The 17,332-nt window shown below is 61.3% G+C and carries 14 protein-coding genes; 9 read left to right on the forward strand and 5 right to left on the reverse strand.

The window, feature by feature from the left end:
• Positions 1–140 precede the first annotated feature (140 nt).
• Both dnaQ and nudC read left to right on the forward strand, forming a co-directional pair.
• Complete coding sequence (gene dnaQ / locus QQF40_RS11115; RefSeq protein ID WP_285461361.1) at positions 141–947, forward strand: DNA polymerase III subunit epsilon; 807 nt, start codon at positions 141–143, stop codon at positions 945–947.
• A complete protein-coding gene (gene nudC / locus QQF40_RS11120) occupies positions 947–1,720 on the forward strand; it encodes an NAD(+) diphosphatase (protein ID WP_175090215.1) in 774 nt (257 codons plus the stop codon). Before dnaQ ends, nudC begins: the two co-directional genes overlap by 1 nt.
• A 124-nt stretch (positions 1,721–1,844) precedes the next feature.
• On the opposite strand, the gene QQF40_RS11125 is transcribed toward nudC, so the two are convergent.
• Complete coding sequence (locus QQF40_RS11125; protein WP_043332726.1) at positions 1,845–2,162, reverse strand: SCP2 sterol-binding domain-containing protein; 318 nt, start codon at positions 2,160–2,162, stop codon at positions 1,845–1,847.
• Positions 2,163–2,721: 559 nt separating this feature from the next.
• On the opposite strand from QQF40_RS11125, the gene sohB reads away from it, so the two are divergent.
• Complete coding sequence (sohB, locus tag QQF40_RS11130) at positions 2,722–3,825, forward strand: protease SohB (protein WP_285461363.1); 1,104 nt, start codon at positions 2,722–2,724, stop codon at positions 3,823–3,825.
• Between the two features lie 165 nt (positions 3,826–3,990).
• Here the strand turns inward: sohB and QQF40_RS11135 are convergent, their stop codons facing one another.
• Positions 3,991–4,305 (reverse strand): ArsR/SmtB family transcription factor, encoded by a 315-nt coding sequence (locus QQF40_RS11135; RefSeq protein ID WP_175088691.1) that lies wholly within the window; start codon positions 4,303–4,305, stop codon positions 3,991–3,993.
• Between the two features lie 567 nt (positions 4,306–4,872).
• Between QQF40_RS11135 and QQF40_RS11140 the strand changes: the two genes are divergently transcribed.
• Complete coding sequence (locus tag QQF40_RS11140; protein ID WP_285461364.1) at positions 4,873–6,843, forward strand: acetate--CoA ligase; 1,971 nt, start codon at positions 4,873–4,875, stop codon at positions 6,841–6,843.
• Positions 6,844–6,971: 128 nt separating this feature from the next.
• Here the strand turns inward: QQF40_RS11140 and QQF40_RS11145 are convergent, their stop codons facing one another.
• On the reverse strand, positions 6,972–8,573 hold the full coding sequence (locus QQF40_RS11145) for a Na+/H+ antiporter NhaC family protein (RefSeq protein WP_285461365.1): 1,602 nt from the start codon (positions 8,571–8,573) through the stop codon (positions 6,972–6,974).
• 507 nt (positions 8,574–9,080) lie between these two features.
• Between QQF40_RS11145 and QQF40_RS11150 the strand changes: the two genes are divergently transcribed.
• The 3 genes from QQF40_RS11150 to QQF40_RS11160 all read left to right on the forward strand — a co-directional run bounded on the left by QQF40_RS11150 (position 9,081) and on the right by QQF40_RS11160 (position 12,640).
• Positions 9,081–10,532, forward strand: a complete 1,452-nt coding sequence (locus QQF40_RS11150) for an alanine/glycine:cation symporter family protein (RefSeq protein ID WP_175088694.1) — start codon at positions 9,081–9,083, stop codon at positions 10,530–10,532.
• A gap of 364 nt (positions 10,533–10,896) precedes the next feature.
• Positions 10,897–11,562, forward strand: a complete 666-nt coding sequence (locus QQF40_RS11155) for a 7-cyano-7-deazaguanine/7-aminomethyl-7-deazaguanine transporter (RefSeq protein ID WP_175088846.1) — start codon at positions 10,897–10,899, stop codon at positions 11,560–11,562.
• A 103-nt stretch (positions 11,563–11,665) separates the two neighbouring features.
• On the forward strand, positions 11,666–12,640 hold the full coding sequence (locus QQF40_RS11160) for an AAA family ATPase (protein ID WP_175088695.1): 975 nt from the start codon (positions 11,666–11,668) through the stop codon (positions 12,638–12,640).
• Positions 12,641–12,785: 145 nt separating this feature from the next.
• On the opposite strand, the gene QQF40_RS11165 is transcribed toward QQF40_RS11160, so the two are convergent.
• Positions 12,786–13,610 carry an inositol monophosphatase family protein gene (locus QQF40_RS11165; RefSeq protein ID WP_043332713.1) on the reverse strand — a complete coding sequence of 275 codons (825 nt, stop codon included), beginning with the start codon at positions 13,608–13,610 and terminating at the stop codon, positions 12,786–12,788.
• Positions 13,611–14,087: 477 nt separating this feature from the next.
• On the opposite strand from QQF40_RS11165, the gene QQF40_RS11170 reads away from it, so the two are divergent.
• Together QQF40_RS11170 and QQF40_RS11175 are read left to right on the forward strand one after the other, a co-directional pair.
• Positions 14,088–15,371, forward strand: a complete 1,284-nt coding sequence (locus QQF40_RS11170) for a pyridoxal-phosphate-dependent aminotransferase family protein (RefSeq protein ID WP_285461366.1) — start codon at positions 14,088–14,090, stop codon at positions 15,369–15,371.
• Complete coding sequence (locus QQF40_RS11175; protein ID WP_285461367.1) at positions 15,368–16,705, forward strand: allantoate amidohydrolase; 1,338 nt, start codon at positions 15,368–15,370, stop codon at positions 16,703–16,705. Before QQF40_RS11170 ends, QQF40_RS11175 begins: the two co-directional genes overlap by 4 nt.
• A gap of 50 nt (positions 16,706–16,755) precedes the next feature.
• Here the strand turns inward: QQF40_RS11175 and uraD are convergent, their stop codons facing one another.
• Complete coding sequence (gene uraD, locus QQF40_RS11180) at positions 16,756–17,289, reverse strand: 2-oxo-4-hydroxy-4-carboxy-5-ureidoimidazoline decarboxylase (RefSeq protein WP_175088697.1); 534 nt, start codon at positions 17,287–17,289, stop codon at positions 16,756–16,758.
• Positions 17,290–17,332 lie beyond the last annotated feature (43 nt).

The raw sequence follows: 17,332 nt of genomic DNA on the forward strand, positions 1-17,332 counted from the left end.
CTGGCAGGCACGCCGAGCGCGGTGGCCAGCCGTGTTTGAGCACGGACATGCAGGATCCGATATTGAGGCACCCTGATGCGCGGGCCGAAGCTTGAGGCGGACCGATCAGGGAGCTATCACTGTTTACCAAGAGGTCTGAGATGCGTCAGATTATTCTCGATACCGAAACGACAGGTATCGACCCGAAGGAAGGCCATCGCCTGATCGAGATCGGCGCGGTGGAGATGATCAACCGCCGCCTGACCGGACGCACCTACCATCAGTACGTCAATCCTGAGCGCTTGATCGATGCAGAGGCGATCGGGGTCCACGGCATCACCGATGAGCGAGTCGCCAACGAGCCGGTCTTCGCCGAGATTGCCGATGCCTTCTGGGACTTCATCAAGGGTGCCCAGCTGGTCATCCACAATGCGCCCTTCGATGTGGGCTTCATCGATCACGAATTCGGGCTGATCAACCCCGAGCGTGCCAACCCGCTGGGCCCGGTCGCCGATCACTGCGCCATACTCGATACCCTGAAGCTGGCCCGAGAGAAGCACCCCGGACAGCGCAATAATCTGGATGCGCTGTGCAAGCGCTACGATATCGACAACGGGCATCGCGTGCTGCACGGCGCCTTGCTGGATGCCGAGATTCTCGGCGACGTCTATCTGGCGATGACCGGTGGCCAGACGGCGCTGGGCCTGGACGTGATAGAGGAAGGCGATGGCGAGGAGGGCGGTATCGTCGGGGTTCGTCGCCTGCGTGCCGATCGCCCACGTCTGGTCACGCCCGGCCTGTCCGCGCTGGAACTTGAGCGTCACTCGGCCTGGTGTGAAGAGATTCGCGGCAAGGCGGATGAGTGCCTGTTCGATCGCTTCTCGATCGATGCCTTGGGCAGTCTTGATAGTGCCAGTCTTGAAGGCGCCAGCTTGGACAACCGAGGTGCCCGCGGAGACGACGCCTGATGTTGATTCGTGATCTCTCGCGTGTGACTCAGCGCCATGGTTATCTGATTCGCGTGGGGCGTGATGGCGTGGCGCCTGCGCCGGATGGCGGCATCATCCAGCCTATCGCGGATTGGCCCAGCGGCGCCGTGGCCCTTGGGGAATGGCAGGGCGCGCCGATTGCGGTGTTCGGTGAGAATGGCAGTGCGGATTGGCCCACCGCGCGTCAGTGGCTGCATACGCTGCCACGTGATCAGTTTCCTCTGCTTTCCAGCGCGCTGCAGGTACTCAAGTGGCTGCGCGACCATCGATTCTGTGGCCGTTGTGGCAAGCGCATGAAGCGTCTGGAACATGAGTTCGCCATGCACTGCACCGGTTGTCAGCATCGCAGCTACCCGCGTATCTCGCCCTGTATCATCACGCTGATCACTCGGGGGCGCGAGATGTTGCTGGCACGCAGTCCGCGCTTCGGGCCGGGCATGTATTCGACCTTGGCGGGCTTCATCGAAGCCGGTGAAAGTGCCGAGGAGGCCGTGCGGCGTGAGGTGCACGAGGAAGTCGGTGTCGAGGTCGGGCGAGTCAGTTATTTCCAGAGTCAGTCGTGGCCGTTCCCGCACTCGTTCATGTTGGGCTACTACGCGGAATATGCCGGTGGCGACATCACCATCGATGGTGTCGAGATAGAGGATGCCCAGTGGTTCACGCCGGAAGACTTGCCGGGGCTGCCCCCGAAGTTCTCGATCTCGCATGCCTTGATCGACAACTTCCTGCGCTCGGTCGCGACGGGCCGCTGAAATTGTGAGCCTCTCCCCAAAGAAAACGCCCCGACCATTGGCCGGGGCGTTTTATTTGGCTGGTGCATCAAGCGACCCTTTTCATCGGGCTTGTCCGCAACGATGCACCTGCTCAAGTAGACGCTTACTTGTTCGGGAACAGAGACGTCAGCTTGGTGGCCAGCATGATGTTGCCGGTGGCTTTCAGGCGGCCAGTCATGAAGGCCTGCATGCCGTCGACTTCGCCTTTCATCACGCCCTTGAGGGTATCGCTGTCGGTGCTCAGGGTCACTGACGGATCATCGTGCTCACCCTCGCCGACGTCCAGAGTGCCGTCCTTGACGACCATGTAGTAGTCATCGCTGTCGGTGATGTTGAATTGAAAGACTTCATCCATGCCCTTGGCGGCTTCGGGGTTGAAACGGCTCTTGAGCATGTCGATGACGGCGTTGGCGTCGGCCATGGTGATATTCCTTGTCAGTGCTAGCGGTGGAGAAAGGTCAATGATCGCGGGGAAAGATGACGTGCATGATGAGGGGTGGGGTGTCGTTCATCACCTTGCTCACCATGAAGTGATCACGCTGCTGACCTTCAAGACTGACATCAGACTATTTCAAACGAGCGTTCCAATCAAGTCGTTTGATCGATCTGGCGTGTTCCGCGCTTCAGCGCTCAGCTCCGAACCTGCAGAAGTAACGTGTAGAAGTAACATATAGGGATAACGTACAGATCGCGTCCAGGTCACCTAGAGAACCCGCACAGGCGGCTCGCCAGTCACATGACAATACGAGCAGCGTGTAATCTGCCCAAGCGCCTGCCAGCCTTGCAGGCGGGCAAGCTCGCCCCCATATCGAGTACCATCCCGCACCGGCCCTTTAGCCGGTGATTTCGTTATGGGGTCCTGGCCGTGTGGCAGATGCCTTGACCTTCTGCCTGACAGCCATGCACTCGAGAGCTAGCGTTCGCCGCTCACGTGCAGGCGAGAGATCAGACACCTTCTTCAATGTTTCAGGAGCAAGTGCATGCAATGGATTTCACAGTACGGCCTCTTTCTGGCCCAGGCGATCACCGTAGTGGTCGCGATCGCGGCCATCGTGCTCATCATTGCACGTGCACGACAGGGGGAAGCGGGAGAGCGCCAGGCCAAGCTGAAGGTTCGCCCCTGGCATGAGCGCATCAAGGGCTATCAACGCGAATTGAGCCACGCCGGCCTGGAAGAGGCCGAGTACGCCGCCAAGGAGAAGGCGCGGGCCAAGAAGCACAAGCAGGAGGCCAAGGCGCTCAAGAAATCGCTCAAGGCCAAGGCGAAAGCCAACAAGGGCGGCAATGTGGACAAGGACGATACGCCGGCCAGCACGCGTGGGCGCCGGGTCTTCGTGCTCGACTTCGTCGGCGACATCAAGGCCAGTGGTGTGGAAAGCCTGGCAGAACAGATCACGGCACTGGAAGGCGTGCTGGGTGAGCAGGATGAGGTCGTACTGCGACTTGAGTCCGGTGGTGGCCTGGTGCATGCCTATGGTCTGGCCGCGGCACAGCTGGACCGTCTGCGTGCCAGTGGCGCGCGACTGACGATCACGGTCGACAAGGTCGCGGCCAGTGGCGGTTACATGATGGCCTGTGCGGCGGATCACGTGGTGGCAGCGCCCTTTGCGGTCATTGGCTCGATCGGTGTCGTGGCTCAGGTGCCCAATGTGCACCGTCTGCTCAAGAAGCATGATGTGGATGTCGAGATCCTGACGGCGGGGCGTTACAAGCGCACCTTGACCATGCTCGGCGAGAACAGTGAAGAAGGGCGTGAGAAGTTCCTGTCGGACTTGGCGCGCACCCATGAGCTGTTCAAGCAGCATGTCGGCAGCCGTCGTCCGCAATTGGACGTCGAGGCAGTGTCCCAGGGCGATATCTGGTATGGCAGTGAAGCCATCGATATCGGTCTGATCGACGAGGTCGGTACCAGTCAGGCGTTGCTGGCGCGCTATCTAAAGGAAGAGGTCAAGATATTCGAGGTGAGTCTCGAGAAGCCGCGCCGCGTGATGGACCGTTTCGGCAAGGGCGTGACATCGAGTCTGGATCGCGTGCTGGACCGCGTGCTGGAGCGCAATGCGGAGTCGCGCTGGCATCAGCAATAAAAGAGATTGCCGTCGCTGGTAAAGAGAAGAGGCTTGGAAGGCCATTCCGTGGCCTGCCCGATCTTGTTGGAGTCGGCGAGTGATACAGATGTCTAGCGGGTCACGATCAGCGTGACTCAGCGACATTCCCCTCAAGGGGCGTCAGTCACCGGCTGGCGCCCTTTTTCAGTTATAGAGGTCCTGCAGGGCACGAATGACACCTGTGGCGTTGGGGCCTTGCAGCGAATAGTAGATAGTCTGCGAAGCGCGGCGTGTGCGGACCATGCCTTCACGACGCAGAATGGCCAGATGCTGTGACAACGCGGATTGCGACAGCTCCAGGCGCGAGTTGAGCTCGCTCACCGACATTTCGCTGTCGCTGAGCAGGCACAGGATGCGCAGGCGGTTCTCGTTGCCCATCGCCTTGAGCAGGGCAGTGGCTTCTTCGATGACGCGGTCACCGGCCTGGTGCAGGGTGATGGCATCGCTGGACACTGGCATGGGGTTATTCCTTGCAGCTGTAGAAAGTGTTGCGTTCATGCGGTCTCTCCCGGTCGGTCTATCTTGATGCATCCCGAGGGACGCAATGGGCCATTGGCATGTTGTTATGACCTAACCTTGTTTTAGTGAATGATCAATAACTCCGCGTGCTACGTCCAAGACAATCTTAAACGGTAAATCATCGACATGGTCGTTCTCAGGCTTTGACTTTTGGTCGCATCTGCTATGAGACCGTGTTCAAGCGTATGTTTCATTGCGCGAATGACGCCTTTCACGCTGTCAGGCCGTCTGCGACCAAGGACTGAGTATAAGACCATCAGACGCTGAAAACGGTGAGGCGAGTGAGTTTGAAGGGCGATTTTTGGCCTAAGGTTTCAACGTAACTATCGAGTCAGGTGTCTCTGTACTGCCTGCCCCTCTCTCCATCGTCGTCTGTCGCATCGCCTTTGGCGAGCGACATCAATGACGACATCAAAAGAGGTCCGGCCAACGGGCCCCGGGGAAAGGTCTTGCGTCAGGGCAGGCAAGAGATGCCCACAAAGCCATTCGTGGATCACGAGGTACGCCATGCCCGACGCCAATCACTCCTGTGCACGCGAGCGTTATCTAGCTCTGACGGCGAAAGCCAACGAGACACCAGAAGACTTCTGGGCTGAGCAGGCGCAACGCATCGCCTGGTTTCGCCCGCCGCAGACCATTCTGGCCTGGGATGAGCAACAGCATGCGCGCTGGTTCATCGATGGCGAGATGAACATCTGCCATGCCGCGCTCGACCACCACGTCGCCAATGGGCGAGCGGATCAAGTCGCGCTGTACTGGGACTCGCCGGTCACCCAGAGCAAGCGGCAGTACACGTTTCGTGAGCTGCGTGATGAGGTGGCTCTGCTGGCGGGGGGGCTGCGCAATCTCGGGGTGGAGAAGGGCGACCGTGTCGTGATCTACATGCCGATGGTCGCCGAGGCCATGATGGCGATGCTGGCCTGTGCCCGCCTAGGGGCGGTGCATTCGGTGGTCTTCGGCGGCTTTTCCCCCAAGGAGCTGGCGGTACGCATCGATGATGCCGCGCCCAAGGTGATCATGGCAGCGTCCTGCGGGGTGGAAGTCGATCGCATCATTCCCTACAAGCCCTGGCTGGATGAGGCCATCGAGCTTGCCGAGCATACCCCGCAAGCCTGTCTGATCCTGCAGCGTGAACAGCAGCGGGCGACACTCGGGCCGCGTGATCATGACTGGCATGAGTGTCTGGCCAGCGCCCAGGCCACTGAAGCGGTCAGCATGATGGGCAGTGAACCTCTCTATGTCCTCTATACCTCCGGCACGACTGGCAAGCCCAAGGGAGTGGTGCGTGATCACGCCGGCTACGCCGTGGCGCTGCATTATTCAATGGAGCTTCTCTATGCGACCCGCCCCGGCGATACCTTCATGGCGGCCTCGGACATTGGCTGGGTCGTCGGCCACTCCTATATCGTTTATGGCCCGCTGCTGATGGGGGCCAGTACCGTCATGTATGAAGGCAAGCCGGTCAAGACACCGGATGCCGGAGCCTTCTGGCGCTTGATCGAGGAATACCACATCAACTGCTTCTTCACCGCGCCCACGGCGTTCCGCGCCATGAAGAAGGAAGACCCGGAAGCCAGTCATATGGCCAACTACGATCTTTCCAGCCTGCGCAGTCTGTTTCTGGCCGGAGAGCGACTGGACCCGCCGACCTATCACTGGCTCGCCGACCTCTTGCCAGTGCCGGTCGTCGATCATTGGTGGCAGACCGAAACCGGCTGGCCCATCGCCGGCAACCTTTTGGGGCTGGACATGCTCACCGAAGGCAGTCGCGAGGTGACGGCGCCGGTCGAGGCACGTGCCGGTAGTGCCACCTGGCCGTTGCCGGGCTTCAATGTACAGATTCTCGATGGCATGGGGGATGAGGTTCCCACGGGAGAGCAGGGCAATGTCGTGTTGCGTCAGCCGTTGCCGCCGGGCTGCCTGACCGGACTCTATCAGGACCCCGGGCGTTTCCATGCAGCCTATCTGGCCGCCTACCCCGGCTACTACCTGTCCGGGGATGGCGGCTACTTCGATGAGCAGGGCTATCTGTTCGTGATGGGACGCATTGATGATGTCATCAATGTGGCGGGGCACCGCCTGTCGACGGGCGAGATGGAGCAGGTGCTCGGTGCACACGCCGCGATCGCGGAATGCGCGGTGATCGGCATCGAGGACTCGCTCAAGGGCGAGATGCCGTTGGGACTGGTGATTCTCAAGGATGGCTGGCAAGGGGATGAAGCCAGCCTGTGCGCCGAGCTTGCCCAGCGGATACGCGAGGAAATCGGGGCCTTTGCCTCGCTCAAGGAGGTGCTGGTCGTCGAGCGCCTGCCCAAGACGCGCTCAGGCAAGATACTGCGCAAGATGATCCGTCAGATCGCCGCGGGCGAGCAATACCAGGTGCCCTCGACGATAGATGACCCCTCAAGCCTGGAGGATGTGCGTGAAGCCCTGAGCGATGCTGGCGTCGGTCAGGCGAGGGAGGCACGTAGCGCATGAATCGAGGCGCATGAGCCGATGCAGTGATATCGCGGACGCATGACGCGGTCCGTGCTGCTCCAACAAGGCAAAAGCCCCCGCCATGAGACATGGCGGGGGCTTTTTTCAGCAAGGCAGCATTTATTGCATCACGTGCGTGCCACGACCGGATCGGCCATCTCGCGGCGTGCAAGCCATGCAATGCTGATGACCAGCAGACCCGCCAGGCTCAACCAGCCGAACAGGGTGCTGTCGGTCACGCCCATCACCAGGTAGGCGATCAGCGAGATCGCGGCACCCAGCAGGGCGTAGGGCAACTGGGTGATCACGTGATCGATATGGTGGCAGCTGGCACCCGTCGAGGACAGGATGGTGGTGTCGGAAATCGGCGAGCAGTGATCCCCGAACACGGAGCCGGCCAGCACCGCCCCCATCATCGGCAGCATCATGGCGAGCTCGGTGGCGGCCGCCATGTCACCGGCAATGGGCAGCATGATGCCGAAGGTGCCCCAGCTGGTGCCGGTGGCAAAGGCCATCAGGCCGGAGAGCACGAACAGCAGCATCGGCAGCCAAGTCGGAGACACGACGCCCTCGACCAGTGTGGCGAGGTACTGACCGGTCCCCAGAGAGCCGATGATGCCGGTCAGCAGCCAGGCGAAGACGAGGATATAGACGGCAGGCAGCATGGAACTGGCGCCCTGGGCGATGGCGCTGAGACTGCGACCAGCGCCCATGCGATGCCGAAGCAGCATCGCTACCGCAGCCAGCAGACCGATGGCGCCGCCGATGATCAGCGATTTGGCGACATCCGTCAGTTCAAAGGCGCGAATCAGGCCGAAGGCCTCACCCTCGGCGGCCAGTGCGCTGGCGCCGGTCTGCACGATCATGAAGAAGGTTGCGATGACCAGCACGATGATCGGGATCAGCAGGTCCATCGGGCGGCCACGCTCGGACTCTTCCACGTGGGTGTTGCCTGGCGGATTGCCGCGCTTGGCATCGAAAAGCTCACCGTCGCGCGCCGCGATGGCATGACGGCGCATGGCACCGAAGTTGATGTCGAACCAGGCGGAGGCGATCACCAGCACCAGCGCCGCAATCGCGTAGTAGTTGAAGGCGGATAGCTCGAGGAAGGCACCGAACGGGCTGACATCCGTGATGTGGTGGGTCGCCAGAATACCGGCGATCAGGCTGATGATGTAGGCACCCCAGCTGGAGATCGGCGTCAGCACGCAGACGGGAGCGGCGGTGGAGTCGATAAGATAGGCCAGGCGCGCGCGCGACAGCCCCTGACGATCGGTCAGTGGACGACAGATGTTGCCCACGGCCAGGCTATTGAAATAATCATCGATGAAGATGAATACCCCCAGCAGCACGGTCATCAGCTGCGAGCCACGGCGGGTAGTGACTCGCGCCCGCGCCCAGTTGCCGAAGGCTCGGGTGCCGCCTGCCAGTGTGATCACGCCGACCATGGCACCCAAGGCCAGCAGGAACAGCAGAATATAGACATTCCAGCTGTTGAGGCTGGCATCGGCAAGCTGACCGCTGTCCGGCATTTCGATGAAGACGGCAACCAGTTGCTGCCAGAGATAGTGCAGCGTGACGAGCGGCGAGAAATCATTCAGCAGCAGGGCGCCTGACACGATACCCAGCCCGAGGGAGAGCATGACACGACGTGTCAGTATTGCGAGACCGATGGCTATGATCGGGGCGAGCAGCGAAAGCGGGGACGCCGCGTAGCTGGTCAGTTCCATGTATCACCTGTAATCAAAGGCAGGCGCCGGGACAATGCGCACTGCCGGGTGCCGTGATGGCGGTTATGGTGCGTGGGTGTCAGGGAGTTGCACCGCCTGATCGCAGCGCACACTCACGGGATCGCCGTTGCGCAACGGCAATCGATGAGTCGCGAGCATGCGCCCGACAAGTCCTGGGCCGCCACTGGCAGGCGGCGACTTCCGGAAGGGGGCGCATTATGCCCGAGCCAAACAAGACGTGAAACATTCCCGTGTTCATCTAAAGTCTAGATCGCAGTGAAAAACACCGCCATTGCGCTATTTTTCCCCTAGAATTCGGGCGTAGAAGACCGCTTTACAGTGGGCTCTTCTTGCTTATCCCCGTGGGATATGAAGAATGGCGCTCACCAAAGCATGTCGAGCAACCTGATCGTAGTGGTTGCTCGCTGTCAGTCGCAGGAAAGTCATGGGCTTTCCGTTGCTCTGTCAGCGTCGACAAGACCAAAAACCCGCCAAAGCGAGACCGACATGTCGGAAACAACGTCCATCATTCCAGCGCCGATCCTGGCGTTGATCGATGCAGGCAATGGCCTGCTGTGGGGCAGTGTATTGATTTACCTGCTCATCGGAGCGGGTCTCTTCTTCACGGTCATGACCAAGGGTATCCAGTTCCGTTATTTCGGGCACATGTGGAAGCTGCTTGCCACATCTCGTCAGGGCAGTGAAGGCGGCATCTCTTCCTTCCAGGCGTTGGCCACTTCTCTGGCGGCGCGCGTCGGTACCGGTAACCTCGCCGGTGTCGCCGTGGCGATTTCACTGGGTGGCCCGGGCGCCATCTTCTGGATGTGGATGACGGCGCTGGTCGGCATGTCCACCAGCTTCATCGAGTCCACCCTGGCGCAGGCCTACAAGGTCTCGCATGAAGACAACACCTTCCGTGGTGGCCCGGCCTATTACATCGAGAAGGGCCTCGGTCAGCGCTGGATGGCCATCCTGTTCTCCGTGTGTCTGATCATCGCCTTCGGTCTGGCCTTCAACTCCGTGCAGTCCAACTCCATTGCGCTTGCCATGGAGCAGGCCTTCAGCGTGCCGCCGTGGATCATGGGCGTGGTGCTGGTCGTGGTCATGGTGCCGATCATCTTCGGTGGCATGAAGCGCATCACGCGTACCGCTGAGCTGATCGTGCCGATCATGGCACTGCTCTATCTGCTGCTGGCCATCTTCGTCGTGGCCATCAACATCACCGAGCTGCCGGCTGCGCTGGGCACCATCTTCCGTAGTGCCTTCGGTCTTGAGCAGGCCGCAGGTGGCGCGCTGGGTTACACCATCGCCCAGGCGATGATGAATGGCATCAAGCGGGGCCTGTTCTCCAACGAAGCAGGCATGGGTTCCGCTCCGAACGCCGCCGCGATGGCGACCACCAAGCACCCGGCCTCCCAGGGCTTCGTCCAGATGCTCGGCGTGTTCATCGACACCCTGGTCATCTGCACCGCGACCGCGGCCATCATCATCATGAGTGGCACCCTGGGCAACGATGGCGGCAATGATGGCATCCAGATCACCCAGGCGGCACTGTCCTCACAGGTCGGTAGCTGGGGTGGCGGCTTCGTGGCGATCGCCATTCTGCTGTTCGCCTTCACCTCCCTGGTGGCGAACTACTCCTATGGCGAGTCCAACATCGAGTACATCTCCGGCAAGAAGAACGCCAAGGCCGTCATCATGGTCTACCGCTTCGCCGTCCTCGGCATGGTCATGCTCGGTGCTGTCGCCAGCCTGAAGAACATCTGGAACTTCGCTGATCTGTCGATGGGCGCGATGGCCTTGATCAACCTGATCGCCATCCTGCTGCTGTCGCCGCTGGCCTTCCGTATCTTCAAGGATTACGACCGTCAGCATAAGGCCGGCAAGGAGCCGACCTTTGATCCGGAGCAGTTCCCGGAGCTCAAGGGCAAGGTCGATGCCAGCATCTGGAAGAAGTGACTCTGGCACTCGCTTTCATTGCATGGATGTCATTGCAACACTGTCTTTGCAGCATAAGGGCCGCCTAGGGAGACTGATGGCCTGACCATCTGGCCAGATTTTCCCCGCAGGTACCTGTCAATGGCCGCGCATCGTGATACGATGCGCGGCCATTTTGTGTTCTGGCGATGTGCAAGCCTTGCTGCGACTGTCAGTGAAGCATGCCGGTTGCGCCATGACTGCGGCGCTCGATCGCTACGACATGGCGTCAGGCCGATTTCAGGCCATGGCTACTGATGTCAGCATCGTCGACGCAAACATCAACACGCTCGTGACAGGGTTCCCTCACCCCTGGACGACGGCTTTGATCCAAAAAGGACCTGCAATGCTACTCCTCTCGTCAGCCCAGACGCAGCGCGCACTCGTCGCACTGTCCCTGTTTCACATCCTCATCATCACCGCCAGCAATTACCTGGTGCAGTTGCCGATGACCCTGTTCGGCTTCCATACCACCTGGGGCGCCTTCAGTTTCCCGTTCATCTTCCTGGCAACGGATCTGACGGTGCGTCTATTCGGCAAGTATCAGGCGCGGCGCATCATTGCGGTGGTCATGCTGCCGGCGCTGTTGGTCAGCTATATGGTGTCGGTGATGTTCCAGGCGGGCAGCTTTGCCGGGGTAGAGGCATTGGCGGACTTCAACCTGTTCGTGGCCCGTATCGCGCTGGCAAGCTTCATTGCCTACGTGATCGGTCAATTGCTCGACATTCAGGTGTTCGATCGACTGCGCCGCAATGCCCACTGGTGGATCGCACCGTTGGCGTCGACATTGTTCGGCAATCTCGCTGACACCTTTGCCTTCTTCTCGGTAGCGTTCCGCAATGGGCCTGATGCTTTCATGGCGGCTCACTGGATCGAGATCGCCTGGGTGGATTACGCGATCAAGTTGGCCATCTCGATCTTGCTGTTCCTGCCGATGTACGGATTGTTGCTCAACCGCCTCACGAACCAGTTGCTCAAGCGCGGCCTGGTCGATGAGCGAGAGCCTGTCTGACATAAAACGGTCATATCATTTTCTCCCGTTTCGCCGTGGTCAGTCAGGGACATGGCACTGGATTGTGCTAACGTTGCACAAACTGGAATGACGGGAGGGAGCCATGAAAATCGCTGCGGTGTACAGCATCAAAGGGGGCGTGGGCAAGACTGCTTCTGCCATCAATCTGGCGCATTGTGCCGCCAACAGTGGCCTGCGTGTGTTGCTGTGGGATCTTGATCCGCAGGCCGCTGCGACCTTTTATGTGCGTACCAAGCCCAAGCTGAAGGGTGGGGTCGAAAAACTGATCAGCGGCAAGCAGGACATGTCCCGCGTCATTCGTTCCACGGATTATCAGAACCTGGATGTCCTGCCGGCGGAATTTTCCTACCGCAATCTCGACCACATTCTCGAGGAAGAGAAGCGAACCCGACTGCGCAAGGTCCTAAAGCCGGTTCGCGATGACTACGACCTTGTCATCCTCGATTGTCCGCCGAGCATTTCCAGTCTTTCCGAGCAGGTCTTCGCCTCTGCCGATACCCTGCTGGTGCCGCTCATTCCCACGGTCCTGTCGTTGCGTACCCTGGAGCAACTGAACGCCTATCTGGCCGAGATCGATCTCGATGTGCCTGTCTGGCCGTTCTTCACTCTGGTGGATCGCCGCAAGACATTGCACAAGGGTGTGATGGAATCGCTCAAGCAGGATTATCCGTTGCAACTCAGTGGCTATATCCCGTATTCCAGCGTGGTCGAGCGTATGGGAATCGAGCGCAAACCCATCGGGACTTTCTCGCGCAACAGCTCACCGGCGGTCAGCTATCGCAGCCTGTGGCAGGAAATCGGCCAACGCCTGAGCCTGCTCAAGGAGCCGACGGTGTCGCCAGCCGCCGCCAAGGCTGCTGAGGCTGAATCAACCGCCACCGCGCCTCAAGGTGCTGCCACCGGCAAGGCCAGCGCCAAAGGGGAGGCGGCCAGCAAGAAAGCGGGCGGCGCTGACAAGAAACCGGCGAGCAAGCCTTCCGCCAGTAAAGACTCCCGCAAGGCCTCCAGCAAGTCGGCCGCCAAGGGCAAGAAGAAGGGCGGTAACTTGGGCGATTGATGCCGAGTGTCAGCCAGCCAGAAACACAGAGCCCCGCCAATTGGCGGGGCTCTTGCGTATTGCAGCGGCAGTCTGTCATTAAAGTCACGTCATGAAAGTCATGTCATCACAGTCGCGTCACTACAGTCTTTGACGAAGCACTTCGCTACAGCCCCGGCAGCCCTGAACTGGCATCGGCCTCTTCCAACAGACGCTTGAGCGGAGCATGCAAGGCTGGTGAGGCCACCACGATATTCTCGCCATAAAGCTCATCGGGAATGCCGTCCGGACAGCGATACAGGTGCCCCGTGCGTGCGCCGGCTTCACGCGCGATCAGAAGGCCCGCCGCAAAGTCCCAGGGGGAGACGCTTTCGTAATAGGCATCCAGGCGTCCACACGCCACATCACAGAGATCCAGCGCGGCACTGCCGTTGCGGCGCACGTCCTGGCAGACCAGCAGCATGGCCGAGAGGCGCTTGAGCAGCGGCGGACGGCTGTCACGGTTGTAGGGGAAGCCGGTCGCGACCAGTGCGCGGCTCATTTCATCGGTCTCACTGACTGAAATGCTCTCGCCGTTGAGCCAGGCCCCCTTGCCGCGGATGGCGGTGAAGGTCTCGCCAAGGAAGGGCGCATGCACGACCCCCATCTGGATCTTGCCGCGCTCGCACCAGGCGATGGACACGGCGACATGGCGCAGGCCATGGGCAAAATTGACGGTACCGTCGATGGGGTCGATCACCCACAGGCCACCCTTGGTACCGATCACGTCCCGCTCGGGCGACAGCTCTTCGGTAAGGCGCGCATCCTCGGGAAATTCGGCTTCGAGCGCTTCCGCCAGGAAGGTATCGATCGCCACGTCGATGTCGGTGACCAGCTCATCGCCTTTCTTGTAATGGTGCGCGAAACCCTGTTCCTCGCGCGCTTGCACCATGCGTTCACCAGCCTGTCTGGCCAGTTCCGTTGCTCGTTCCAGGCGTTGTTCCAGCGTCATGTAGCTCTCCGGCAGCGATGATCAGGTCGGATGAGGCAACCCTCACTCATCCGATGTCTCCTTGTATAACAGACTCATGTGGCGAGTTCAGCCTCGGGCAGTGGGCCGGCGCATGAAACAGATAATGAAAGCGACGATTCATCTCATTCATGCCCCGTCATGGTGCCTGGCAGGCAAGGCATGCACTGTCAGAGCGATACTGGGCAGTGTGGTCAGCAAGATTATAGCGTTATCTTGGAGCCATGCCGTCTTTTGCCGAGGTGCCTTTCTGTCACTCGGTTATCAGGTTGCCTGGTTGCCTTTTGCCCCTCGATGCCCACGCCATGACAGGGAGGGGGCGCCCGTCAAATACACCGGCAATTCAACATTTGTTTCATTTCTGAAATTCTGGCGCACTTGTTGCAGTAGTCTGGGCATGAGGCTCGGCGAGTTGGCGAGTCTTTCCGCATTCCATGCCCTGCTGCACGAGGAGCGACCGTGAGCTCGACCTTTGACCAGATTCATCCTCCCCAACGCCTGCTGATGGGCCCCGGTCCGATCAATGCGGACCCGCGTGTATTGCGAGCGCTTTCCGCTCCCTTGATCGGCCAGTACGACCCGGCGATGACGCACTACATGAACGAGACGATGCAGCTCTATCGCGGCGTCTTCGAGACCACCAATGATGCCACCCTGTTGATCGATGGCACCTCGCGTGCCGGTATCGAGGCGGTGCTGGTCTCGTTGATCCAGCCAGGGGAGCGTGTGCTGGTGCCGATCTTCGGCCGCTTCGGTCATCTGCTGCGCGAGATCGCCGAGCGCTGCGGTGCCGAGGTGCATACGCTGGAATGCGAGTGGGGGCAAGTGTTCCGCCCGGAGCAGATCGAAGCCGCCATTCGCGAGGTCAAACCCAGCGTGCTGGCTCTGGTGCAGGGCGATACCTCGACCACCATGTGCCAACCCCTCGAGGAGATCGGCGCCATCTGTCGCCGCGAAGGCGTGCTGTTCTACAGCGATGCCACGGCCTCGCTGGCGGGCAATCCGCTCAAGACGGACGATTGGGGGCTGGACGCCGTCACCGCCGGCTTGCAGAAATGCCTCGCCGGTCCGTCAGGCAGTTCGCCGTTGACGTTGTCGCCGCGTGCGGTGGAGGTGGTGCATTCGCGTCGCCATGTCGAGGCCGGCATCAGCAGCGGGGCGGACCGGCTGGCGGAGCCGGGCGCACGCATTCGCTCCAACTATTTCGATCTCTCCATGGTGCTCGATTACTGGGGTGAGCTGCGCCTCAATCACCACACCGAAGCCACCAGCATGCTGTATGGCGCACGTGAGTGTGCGCGCCTGCTGGTCAATGAGGGCATGGACAACGCCATTGCGCGCCATGCGTTGCATGGCCAGGCGATGGTCGAGGGCTTGAAGGGGCTGGGGCTTGCGCTGTTCGGCGACCAGGCCCACCGCATGAACAACGTCAGCGCGGTGATGATTCCCGACGGCCTGGATGGCGATGGCCTGCGCCGCAGCATGCTGGAGGACTTCGGCATCGAGATCGGCACCAGTTTCGGCCCGCTGCACGGCAAGGTCTGGCGTCTTGGCGTGATGGGCTACAACGCGCGTCGCGATACCGTGCTGACCACGCTGGCGGCGCTGGAGCAGACCCTGCGCCGTGGTGGCGTCAAGACTCTGCCCGGCGGTGGCGTCGGCGCCGCGCTGGACTTCTATCAGGAGCATCAGGGTCAGGCGGCCAATGGTCATGTCAATCCCAGCGCGGGAGGCCAGCCATGAACGATGCAGGATCCATGAGGGCAGATGCCATCGCGCCGCTGGAAACGGCCGCCGATGTGTTGGCCGCCTGCAACACCCTGGCGGCGATCTCACGCAGTGACAGCGGGATCGACCGCCGCTATCTGACGCCGGAACACGCCGCCGCCAACGCCACCACGGCTGGCTGGCTCAAGACCGCCGGTCTGCGCAGCTGGCAGGATGGCGCCGGCAATCTCTGGGGCCGCTGGTGTCCTTCTGCTCTCACCGCTGACGCTGGCAGCGAAGCCGGCGTGCCGCGACTGGTGATCGGCTCGCATCTGGATAGCGTGCCGGACGCCGGCCGTTACGACGGCATTCTTGGTGTCCTGCTCGGGGTGGCCGCCTTGACGCATTTCAGGCAGCGTGCCGATGCGGGCGAGCAGAGCTTGCCCTTCGCGCTGGAAGTGGTCGGTTTCGGTGATGAAGAGGGTACCCGCTTCGGTGCGACCCTGCTCGGCAGCCATGCTATCGCCGGACGCTGGCAGTCGGACTGGGAGCGGATAGAGGATGAGGACGGCATCACGCTTGGCGACGCGCTCGAACGCTTCGGGCTTTCCGGGCAGGTGGCCGCCGGGGCCAGCCTGCAGGCGAATCCGCCGCTGGGCTATCTGGAAGTCCACATCGAGCAGGGCCCGGTGCTGGAAGCCGAGAATCTGGCACTGGGCACCGTGACGGGAATCGCTGGTGCGCGACGCTTCGCGGTCAACTTCGTTGGTCAGGCGGGGCATGCCGGCACCACGCCGATGGCGCTGCGTCAGGATGCGCTGTGTGCGGCGGCGGAGTGGACACTGGCGGTGGAAGCCCTGGCGCGTGATGTCCAGGCGGGCAAGCGCGCTGACATGGCGGACCACTCGCTGGTCGCGACCGTGGGCTGTTGCGAGCTGCATCCCGGGGCGGTGAATGTCATCCCCGGGGGGGCAGCGCTGAGTCTGGATATCCGCGCGCTGGACGATGCGCAGCGGGACCGAGCGCTGGATGAACTCTTGAACGAGGCGCACCGAATCGCGGCGCGACGGGGCCTCACCTTCCACTGCGAGCAGACGCATGCGGCCGACGCCATGGCCTGTGACGAGGGATTGATGCAGGCCGTCGATGCCGGCATCGCCGTCACCGGTCAGGTGCCATTCCGGCTACCGAGTGGCGCCGGACATGACGCCATGGCGATCAGCCATCTGTGCCCGGTGGGCATGCTGTTCGTGCGCTGTGAGCGCGGTATCAGCCACCACCCGCTGGAGGCGGTGTCCGAAGACGATGTCGCCAAGGCCCTGGCGGCACTGATCGCCAGCATCGAGGCCGTGGCCGCCAGGCACGTGTGAGACAGAGCGCTTGGGACAGAGCGCCTCGGCGGCCGCAACGGTGCTGGTCGTCAACTGGCCTCGAGCAGGCCCGGCAGGCGCACTGCGGCGATCGCATTTATCTGGGCCAATGCTTCCTGATATTCCGCCTCGGTGGATTGCGGCAGGCGGCGCTCCAGTTCCTCGAGAATGCTTGAGGCGCTGTGGCCCTTGACGCAGATGATGAATGGAATGCCATGACGCGCCTGATAGTCGGCATTGGCCGTCAGGAATCGTTCACGTGTGGCGTCATCGAGCTGATCGAGCCCTGCGCCTCGCTGCTCACCCTGCGAGGCGGGCGTCAGGGCCTCCAGCTTGCCGGCAGCCAGCTCTGGATGGGCCAGAATCAATTGGTGACGCTCGGCATCACTGGCCTGGCGTACTGCGTTGGCACACGCCGTCAGCAGGACTTCCATGCTCGCGAACGGGCGCTCTGCCGCGGCGCGTTCCACCACCCAGTCCGAGTGCTCATAGAGACCACTCAAGCGTCGTGCCAGCGCCTCGGGTGGCAGGGCGTTGAGCGTGTCCAGCATCACCAGATAGTGCATCGGGGTCTCGATTGGCATGCGCCTTGCTCCAGAGAGGGGGATAGGTTTGAAAAGCTCACGG

Origin of the sequence: Cobetia sp. LC6 (assembly GCF_030264805.1) — a bacterium.
In the GTDB taxonomy this organism is placed as follows: Bacteria; Pseudomonadota; Gammaproteobacteria; order Pseudomonadales; family Halomonadaceae; genus Cobetia.